Origin of the sequence: Limnohabitans sp. Rim8, from assembly GCF_945869175.1 — a bacterium.
Classification (GTDB): Bacteria; Pseudomonadota; Gammaproteobacteria; order Burkholderiales; family Burkholderiaceae_C; genus Limnohabitans_A.
Map to the genome: position 1 here is coordinate 1 of NZ_CAMBNZ010000103.1, position 9,046 is coordinate 9,046.

7 protein-coding genes are annotated in these 9,046 nt (G+C 55.6%); 4 read left to right on the plus strand and 3 right to left on the minus strand.

Going from position 1 to position 9,046, the window contains the following annotated elements; all coding sequences use genetic code 11:
• Positions 1–2,873: Ig-like domain-containing protein (locus Q0O19_RS12840; RefSeq protein ID WP_295523590.1), on the minus strand; the 2,873-nt coding region annotated here is incomplete at its 3' end.
• 633 nt (positions 2,874–3,506) lie between these two features.
• Between Q0O19_RS12840 and Q0O19_RS12845 the strand changes: the two genes are divergently transcribed.
• From Q0O19_RS12845 to Q0O19_RS12855, 3 genes are all read left to right on the plus strand, one after another.
• On the plus strand, positions 3,507–3,929 hold the full coding sequence (locus Q0O19_RS12845; RefSeq protein ID WP_295523592.1) for a hypothetical protein: 423 nt from the start codon (positions 3,507–3,509) through the stop codon (positions 3,927–3,929).
• A 235-nt stretch (positions 3,930–4,164) separates the two neighbouring features.
• Positions 4,165–4,962: an enoyl-CoA hydratase gene (locus Q0O19_RS12850; protein ID WP_295523594.1), complete on the plus strand. Its 798-nt coding sequence runs from the start codon at positions 4,165–4,167 to the stop codon at positions 4,960–4,962.
• Between the two features lie 29 nt (positions 4,963–4,991).
• Positions 4,992–6,215 carry a CoA transferase gene (locus tag Q0O19_RS12855; RefSeq protein ID WP_295523596.1) on the plus strand — a complete coding sequence of 408 codons (1,224 nt, stop codon included), beginning with the start codon at positions 4,992–4,994 and terminating at the stop codon, positions 6,213–6,215.
• 36 nt (positions 6,216–6,251) lie between these two features.
• Here Q0O19_RS12855 and Q0O19_RS12860 read toward each other — a convergent pair whose 3' ends face one another.
• Positions 6,252–7,235 (minus strand): tripartite tricarboxylate transporter substrate binding protein, encoded by a 984-nt coding sequence (locus Q0O19_RS12860; RefSeq protein WP_295523598.1) that lies wholly within the window; start codon positions 7,233–7,235, stop codon positions 6,252–6,254.
• Positions 7,236–7,326: 91 nt separating this feature from the next.
• Positions 7,327–8,511 carry a patatin-like phospholipase family protein gene (locus Q0O19_RS12865; RefSeq protein ID WP_295523600.1) on the minus strand — a complete coding sequence of 395 codons (1,185 nt, stop codon included), beginning with the start codon at positions 8,509–8,511 and terminating at the stop codon, positions 7,327–7,329.
• A 180-nt stretch (positions 8,512–8,691) separates the two neighbouring features.
• Between Q0O19_RS12865 and Q0O19_RS12870 the strand changes: the two genes are divergently transcribed.
• Positions 8,692–9,046: response regulator (locus Q0O19_RS12870; RefSeq protein WP_295523602.1), on the plus strand; the 355-nt coding region annotated here is incomplete at its 3' end.

Genomic DNA, 9,046 nt, shown 5'->3' on the forward strand with positions numbered 1-9,046 from the left:
TCATATGTGTTGGAGAAGGAAGTCAGCGCATCGTCTGCGTCCGTCAACTGCAAGGTCACATCCAAACCATCGGCAAATGCCAGACCCGAGACTTCTGATTTTGAGCCATAGCCCAGGACATTCACTGCGTCGACAGAACCTCCAGAATCCGCTTCAATGGAGTCGATGCCCATGGTGCTCAATGCGCTCAGGCTGGTGTTCAGGTTGACGGTGCCATCATATGTGTTGGAGAAGGAAGTCAGCGCATCGTCTGCGTCCGTCAACTGCAAGGTCACATCCAAACCATCGGCAAATGCCAGACCCGAGACTTCTGATTTTGAGCCATAGCCCAACACATTCACTGCGTCGACAGAACCACCAGAATCCGCTTCGATGGTGTCGATGCCCATAGATCGCAAGGCGCTCAAGCTGGTGTTCAGATTGACGGTGCCGTCTGTCAAAGAGTCGCCGTCGTCGAGCGCGTCGTCTGCATTGGTCAATAGCAAGTTCACATCAGGGTCAGCGTGAAATACAATGCCAGAAACTGGGTCTGCTGAGCCATAGCCCAGCACATTCACGGTATCGATATCATCTGAATCGACTGTAACTCTGTCAATGCCCATGGAGGCCAGTGAACTCAAGCTGGTGTTCAGATTGACAGTGCCATCAGAGGACGCATCCAAAGCATCGTCGGATGCCGTCAGGTTCAGTGACACACGCAAAGAGTCTTCATCAAACACCAAGTCGGTGATTGGGGTGGACGAACCATAACCATTCGCAACTATCGAAGCGGTAGTGCCACTGTTCGTGACAGAACGAATGCCCGAGGCGGCCAATGCGCTCAAACTGGTGTTCAGCGTATAGGTGCTGCCGCTGACGGTCATGCCACTTGGTCGGTCAGGATCGCTGGCATCTGCGACATCCCAATTACCATCCCGCGAATCACCACCAGCGCCGCCACCGCCGCCATCGGGTCCATCGGTGGGTGCATCCGTGGGCTCATCGGTAGGTGCATCCGTGGGTTCATCGGTAGGTGCATCCGTGGGTTCATCGGTAGGCGCATCCGTGGGTTCACCCGTTGGCGCATCCGTGGGTTCACCGGTCGGCTCATCGGTTGGCCTCACCACATCCTTGACATTGTCCAAATTGTCATTGATGAGTTGGTCTAAGTTGTCCGTTGAAAACTCTTGCCCCGTGCTCAAGGCGTTCAGCAAACCGTTTTCACCCACAATGACCAATTGCGCTGCCACCGCAGTGGTCAGGCCTTGGATGCCAGAGTTGGGGTCAATCGCATCGATTTTGCCGTTGACCGCAGCCAAGGCATCGGATGCTTGCTCAGCAGAGTTTTGCAGCGAAGCCAATGCCGATGCGCTGACGTCGCCAGATTCCGACGCCGCGCTCACCACAGAGGTGAATAAGCCATTGATCACGCTTGAGTCGGTCAGGTCGAGGGACCCAGATTCAGAGGCGACGTTGACCATGTCGACAAGCGCATCAGCGATCAACAAGGATGCGGCACTGGCATCAGCCGCCACCCCAGAATTGACAATCGTTTGCGTCAAGGTCACCAACACGTTGGCCACTTGCAAGGCCTGCAGCTGCATACTCAATGCCGCAGACGCGTCAGGACCTCCTGCTGCAATCAGCGCGAGAGGGTCAATTTGCGTGATGGCACCCAAGTCAGGGTCGATGCCCAGAAGGTTGGCGACCTTGTCCTCTGCCGCGGAGATGGTGTCAGCGATCTCACTGGGGGACTTGTCCGTCATATCGCCCGTCAGCGCAGACACCATGGTGGTCAAAGGGTTGATCACTTCCGAGCCGTCAGGGGCTTTCAAAACACCTTGGAATTTCAAGCCTGTCGAAATATCGGTACCGCCAAAGGCGACGATGGTGCCGCCGTAGCCGCCAAGACCTGCAAAAGTGCCATCTCCCGCAGTTTCGACCGAGTTTTCACCATTGCCCTGGATGCCATCACCATCGAGATCGCGGAAAACGGTAGCGCCATCGATGTAGCCATCTGCCAAGGTGCCGCCATCCAATTGAGTGGCGACGATGTAGTTCTCACTGGTGGCCGCAGTACCCGCGTTACCCGCCAAATCGGCATATGGACCGGAAAGTGTCACCGTGTTGGTGAGGTCTTCAGTGGAGGCGGTGGGGACGAACTTGGCAGTCCAAACGAGTGGGTTTTGTGAACTTTGAACCAAGTCGGACAAAACACCGTTGGGTGCGTTCAAATCTGACAGTTCAAAATCTTTGACCAACTCACTGAAGGTGACCGTGATGGTGGTTTGCTCGCCCGCGGTCAGAGTTTTGTCAGCAATAGAAACAGTCGCTGTGGGCGCCTTGATGTCTTTCAGTGGACTGGTTGGTGACTCAGTGGGGGCTGTGGTTGAAGAATCGCTTCCACCGCCTGAAAGTACGGCCAAACCCGCCAAAGCACCTCCCATCAATGGCCAACTGAAGCCATCGCCGTCGGTAACGCTCGCTGCTTTTTCGGCAGGTTGAGCATCGGATGAAGTGGTTGAACTGGGGCTTGTGTTCTGGGCCAGTTGTGCAAGCACAGGGTTGGACTGGTCAGTGACAGTTGCTGGATTGCCATCGGCTTGCGCAAGCAAAATGGAATTGTCCACCTCCGATTCAACAAAGCCTTCGACAACGGAGGTGTTTGTGGAGGTATCGGAAAAATTTGAATCATTCAAACCGGCTTCACTGAACTGCAGATCAGCCGGTTCCGAGGAAACCATCTCCAGTTCGGACTGAACCAAGTCGTTCAAATCTTTCAAGGATTGAGAGATGTCCGCCTCAACCACAGCCGATCCATCGGAACTGATCTGGTCCATGGCATTGCGAGCGACTGCCAGGGACTTGGAATGCTCGTCAAAAGATGAGCGCATGCTGGCGACGACTTGGTCAGCAAGCAGGGCTCCCAATCCAATTGCAGGCAAACTGAACTTGGATTTTGAATTTTTTCTCATCTTTTGCATATTTAGGATGCTTTAGTTAATACTAAATGCTTCACAAGTGGGGGATGAAAGTTGACTGTTTAACGAAAACACTTGGTCTGTGCTCAATTTTTTAAGATTGTATGTGCGAATTCAACATTAATGATCGTTTTTTTAGTTTCGTCGTTATGATTTTGTGTAAATGCGGAAAATATTATTAAAAAGTACGCATCTGGTATTTCTGTGCTTTCTTTATCCATCTGTCTTCGTCATGTCACAATTTCTGGGCAGGTACCGCTCACCAAGATCTGAGATCCCAGCAGTGCCTGATTGAAGTGGAGCTGTCGCGTTGCGCAATTTTGTTGAACGCCAATTCATCTCACCTAACTGAAAAAAGCTATCTTTTAATTTTAAAAGTTCTAAAATAAAGCTGTTTCATCGGATCCACCAAGGGCTTGTCAAATGAACGCTGTTCGCGGGATTGGGTTGTGGTTTGTACTGATTTTTTTGGTTTTAAGCGCTCAAGCTCAAAATAAACCTAAATCTACTGGGGCTCCACCCACAACATCCGAGGCCACTTGCATCGTGGCCGATTTGAAAGCCATTGCCTTGGAAACTCACGATGTGCAAGAAAGAGGCGTGAGGGCCAAAGATTGGTTGAAAAAGTTTGGTCCCAGCTGTACGCCATTCCAAATTGCCTTGATCAGTGCCAACCGAAACACCTGGTTGGGCCATGCCGATTCGCCCAACTTTGTGGCCATGATTGACCGCATCAATGAGTTGAAGCACATCAATATGACCAATCCACCGACTGACAACAAACCGACGGGATCGGATGGCGCTTCTTCAGCGCAAGTCAGTGCTGTGGCCAAGGCAAGGCCTCCCACGCCTATGCAAAACAACCAGCCGCCTGTCATGGTCCAACCTTTGGTTCAGCCGCTGGTTCAGCCCAATATGGCCCCATCGGCGGCGGCCCCATCACAGCTGGCACCCAAACCTGTTCAATAGTTTGGCGTTTTGAATCCACCACCAAGGGCAGGGGCTGCACCCACCGCTGCGGGTGTTAAGTACAGACATGCATTTGGGATGCCCGATGGTCTTTTGGGCGTGGCATTCGCCCACGGGTCATCCACCGCCAAAGGCTTTTGAAAGCACGTGCCTGCCTGTGGTGGCTGTCGCACGGGTAACCCTTGTGCAGCCGGATGGGACACATACTGGCAAGCCATTTCTTTGGAGCCGCTTCATGAGCCTTTTGAAAACCGACAAGATGGCCGCCCACAAAGACCAGCATGTGGGCTGGATCACCTTCAACAACCCGGCCCGACACAACGCAGTGTCATTGGAGATGTGGCAGGGACTGGCGGACATTGCCAGCGACTTTGCGCGCGACGACGACATCCGCGTGGTGGTGGTGCACGGGGCTGGCGACAAGGCCTTTGTGTCGGGCGCTGACATTTCGGAATTTGCCGAACAACGCGACTCCGCCGAGGCCACCCAACGTTACGACGCTGTGGCGCAAGAAGGCATGCAGGCGCTGAAAAACCTCAACAAACCCACCTTGGCGATGATCCAGGGCTATTGCATTGGCGGCGGGGTGGGCGTGGCACTGAACTGCGACATCCGGATTGCGGCAGACCATTCCCGGTTTGCGGTGCCCGCGGCCAAACTGGGGTTGGGTTATGAATTCGACGGTGTGCGCAAACTGGTGGACGTGGTCGGCCCTTCGTTTGCGCAAGAAATCTTTTTCACGGCGCGGCAATTCAGTGCGCCTGAGGCGCTGGCCATGGGGCTGATCAACCGCATGGTGCCCAGAGAAGAACTGTTGGCTTATGTGACGCAGTATGCCCACACCATTGCAGCCAACGCGCCCATGACCGTGGCCTCCATCAAAACCATTGTGGGTGAGATCGTCAAAGACGCGTCTTCACGCAATGTGGCCCTGTGTGACCAATTGGTGGCGCAGTGTTTCAACAGCGCCGATTTCAAAGAAGGGCGAACCGCTTTCATGGAAAAACGCCCACCGGTTTTCATCGGCCGCTGAATTCGTCACGCTCACTCCGAAAGTGCCCCATGAAACTCCCTTGGTCTGGCCTGCGGGTCCTGGACTTGACCAACGTGCTGGCTGGCCCTTACTGCAGCATGGTTCTGGCGGACATGGGGGCCGAGGTCGTCAAGCTGGAAAATGCCGACACAGGCGACACATCGCGCCAGTTTGAGCCCAAAGTCAACGGTGAGTCTTATTGCTTTGCGGTCTTGAACCGCAACAAACAAAGCATCGCCCTGAACCTCAAAGACCCGGCCGGGCTGAAGATCGCCCTCCAGTTGGCAGCGCAATCGGACATCGTGATGGAGAACTTCCGCCCGGGTGTGGTCCAGCGCATGGGGCTGGATTACGAGCGCATACGCCTCGACAACCCCGGCGTGATTTACGCCTCGATGTCGGGCTTTGGCCAAACGGGACCGTATGGCCAAAAAGGCGGCTTTGACATCATTGCCCAGGGCATGTCCGGCATCATGATGATGACGGGCGAGCCGGGCGGGCGTCCGGCCAAAGTGGGCATTGCCATGAACGACATCGCCAGTGGCGTGACTGCGCTTTCGGGCATTTTGGGGGCCTTGATCGGTAAACTGCGTTTTGGCGAAGGCCAGTACCTGGAGACCTCGTTGCTGGAGGCCGGTCTGGCCTGGACCCCTTGGGAGTTCGGGGCCTATTTCGGGTCGGGCGAAATCCCCACGGCCACGGGCACCCGCCACAGACGCTCGGCCCCTTACCAGGCTTACCGGACCCAAGATGGTTATGTCACGGTGGGTGCAGGCACACAAAAAATGTGGGTGGCTTTTTGCGAAAAAGTCATTGCCCGGCCCGATTGGCTCCAACGCGCGGATTACTTGACGCAGGCATTGCGGGTCCACAACGTGGATGCGCTGGAGCGTGACATTGAGTCGGTCACCACGCAACAAATGACATCCCACTGGGTCGCGCGGCTTGACGCCGTGGGTATCCCCGGGGGGCCGGTTTTTGGCTACGAGCAAGCCCTGAAAGACCCGCATGTCCTGGCCCGGCAAATGGTGCACGACATGGATCACCCCATCATTGGCCCCATGAAGACATTGGGCTTGCCCATCAAATCGAGTGGGGCTTTGGGCAGTATTCGGCAGCCAGCCCCTTGGCTGGGTCAGCACTCCAAGGCGGTGCTCCAGCAGCTGGGCTATTCGGCCGAGGACATGGCGGCCCTGTTCGCCAAGGGCACGGTGTTTGACCAATACCCCGACAAGGCCCGGCCATTGGCTTGAGGCCCGCCCAAAGGCCCTGATAAGGGGCAGCGAAGATCAGCTGTCCATGGTGATTTTGGCGCGGCGAATCACATCGCCCCATTTCACATGGTCCAGACGCATTTGCTCGCTGATCTGGGCCAGTGGCATGCGGCCCACTTCTTCCACCCCTGTCTTGCGCAAAGCCTGAACCACCTCGGGGTCATCGAGCGTGGCACGAAAGGCTGAACGCAAGCGGTCCAATGCTTCGGCGGGCACACCGGCGTTGGTCACAAAACAATTCCAGGGCTTTTCATCAAAGCCCGCAAATCCCTGCTCGGCGATGGTCGGCACATCGGGCATGGCTGTCGAACGCTGTCCCGAAGACACGGCCAAAGCACGGATGCGACCCGTTTGAATATGGGGCATGGCCGGTCCCAATGTGGAGACAGCCAAGTCGACCTGCCCACCCACCAAATCGGCCATGTACTGGGCGGCTCCTTTGTAGGGCACATGGTTCATGGCAATGCCCGCACGTTGCTTGAAAATTTCAGCAATCAAATGGTGGGGTGAGCCCACCCCTGCGCTGGCGCAATTGAGTTTGTTGGGGTTCGCTTTGGCAAAGGCAATCAAATCTTGCAAATGGCGAACAGGCACGGAGGGATGGGCGACCAGCACAAATGGCAATTCCCCCAAATGCACCAAGGGCGTGAACGCTTTGAGCGGGTCGTAAGACACCTTGCGCATGTTGGGCACATAAGCGAAAGCGGTGCTGTCAATCAAATGGACGGTGTAACCATCGGCGGGTGCTTTGGCGGCAGCATCCGCGCCGATGGTGGTGCTGGCACCGGGCCTGTAATCCATCACGATGGGTTGGCCCAATAATTTCTCAGCCTTGCCCCCCACGATCCTGGCCCACTGATCGGCGCCGCCGCCAGCAGGGTAGGGGACGATGAGTTTGATCGGTTTTTCTGGAAAGGGACCAGCCCATGCGCGGCCCATCTCACCCAGCGAAGCGGCTCCCAGGCCGGCCCATTGCATCCACTGTCGTCTACGCACCATGTCTCGACTCCTGTTGATTGAGGGAATGACAAATCATGTCCACCTCTGTTCTGATGCGCTGTAATTGTTGCGACAGGTCGTGAAGGGCGTGTCATGGGTGGCTGTTTTGCCAGCCAAAAAACCGATGAATTTCATCGCTTTGTGCCAGAGCATCGGCCTCACCCAAAGCAATGAGTTCGCGGGTGTAGACGGCTTCGAACAACAGATAACTCACCAGTGCATTGCCCTGGCCTTGAAGTGAGTTGAGGCTGGCGCCCAAGGTGCGCAACAGGCTTTTGACGGTGCTGGGCAGTGCCTCAGCATGCCTGGCTGCAATCGCATCCAAGCGCTGCGATGGGGCGATCAGCAGCAGTTGCACCGGACGCAAGTGGGTGGACGGGCGTTTGTCCTCGGGTATCAGCGCCAAGGTTTGGTTGATGCGGTTCATGCGCTCCACGTCCACGGCCAAAGAGTCGAGAAAAATGCTGGACAAGGCATGGCCTGCGATCTGCGCCAAGGAAGGGTAAGTGGATTCACCGGTGTCCTTTTTGGGGGGCTCCAGCATTCGACCCGCGCCCACCACCAAAATTTTGCTGGCCCCCAAATGGATCGCTGGGGAAATGGGGGCAGTTTGTCGCATGGAGCCGTCGCCAAAATAGGCGCAACCTTGAGGCCCTTCGAGTTGCATGGCCGGGAAAATAAAGGGAATGGCCGAGCTGGCGAGGAGGTGATCGTGCGAAAGAGGGCCGTGTTGTGCCAGCCGCTGGTTGCGCACCCAGGGCGTGACCGCATGGCGGCTGTCGTAAAAAGTGACGTGCTCGCCGGTACTGTAATTGGACGCTGTGATGGCGAGCGCGCGCAAATGCCCCTGTTCTAGCAAGTCGGGCAAGCGCTGAAGGTCTATCCTTTCAGCCAACAACCGGCTCAAAGGGTCGTTGTTCAACAGTGATTTTGGACGCAAGCGCTTTTGGGTGATGAGCCATCCCAATGAAAGCAAAGAAATCCAGCGAGCGCCAGAACGGATCATGCCCAAGACGTCGGAGCGGTAGACCTGTTCTACCCGGAAATGTCGCCAAACATCGACCAGCTCGTCGATGGCCTCGTCGAATCGGTCGGCATTGCTGGCCAAAAATGCGGCATTGATGGCCCCAGCCGAGGTGCCGGAAATCACCGGAAAAGGGTTCCCTTGGGCGGCTCCGGCTTCGCGTCGCATGCGACCAATGGCTGCCAACACCCCAACTTGGTAAGCAGCACGGGCACCACCACCTGAAAGAATGAGACCGGTTGTTTGTGGCATGGACCGAATCCTAGTGTCGTTTTAACCATTTGAAAATGGTAAAAACACTTGCTTACTCGATGTTCCAGGTAGGTAAATAAATCCTATTTTTATAGACAGGTTGTCGGTATCAGTTGATAAAATCACTCTTCAGTTTAGATTTGACGAATTTGTACTTTCCCGACCCGCCAACACCCATGTATGACCACTATTTTGCTCGTTGAAGATGAGGTCTTGTTGCGCGAAGGCGTTCAAGAAACCTTGGAGGTGTTCGGGTACACGGTCATCGGTGCGGCCGACGGTGTAGAGGCTTTGGATTGGTTGGAGCAAACGCCCGTTTCTTTGATCATCACGGACTTGGTCATGCCCAACATGAACGGTGTGGCGTTCATAGAGCAGGTTCGCGTCAAATTCCCCAGTTTGCCCATCATCGTGGCTTCGGGCAGTCCGGATTCGGTGACCAGACGACTGGGCATTGACAGCATCCATGTGCCAGGGGCTACGGCCTGCATCACCAAACCTTTCAAGAGCAAAGATCTGGTCGCCTTGGTCGAAG

Excerpts from the sequence above, each read along its gene's own strand:
- Q0O19_RS12860 (WP_295523598.1), bottom strand. The coding sequence starts at position 7,235 with ATGGTGCGTAGACGACAGTGGATGCAATGGGCCGGCCTGGGAGCCGCT.
- Q0O19_RS12865 (WP_295523600.1), bottom strand. The coding sequence starts at position 8,511 with ATGCCACAAACAACCGGTCTCATTCTTTCAGGTGGTGGTGCCCGTGCT.
- Q0O19_RS12855 (WP_295523596.1), top strand. The coding sequence starts at position 4,992 with ATGAAACTCCCTTGGTCTGGCCTGCGGGTCCTGGACTTGACCAACGTG.
- Q0O19_RS12850 (WP_295523594.1), top strand. The coding sequence starts at position 4,165 with ATGAGCCTTTTGAAAACCGACAAGATGGCCGCCCACAAAGACCAGCAT.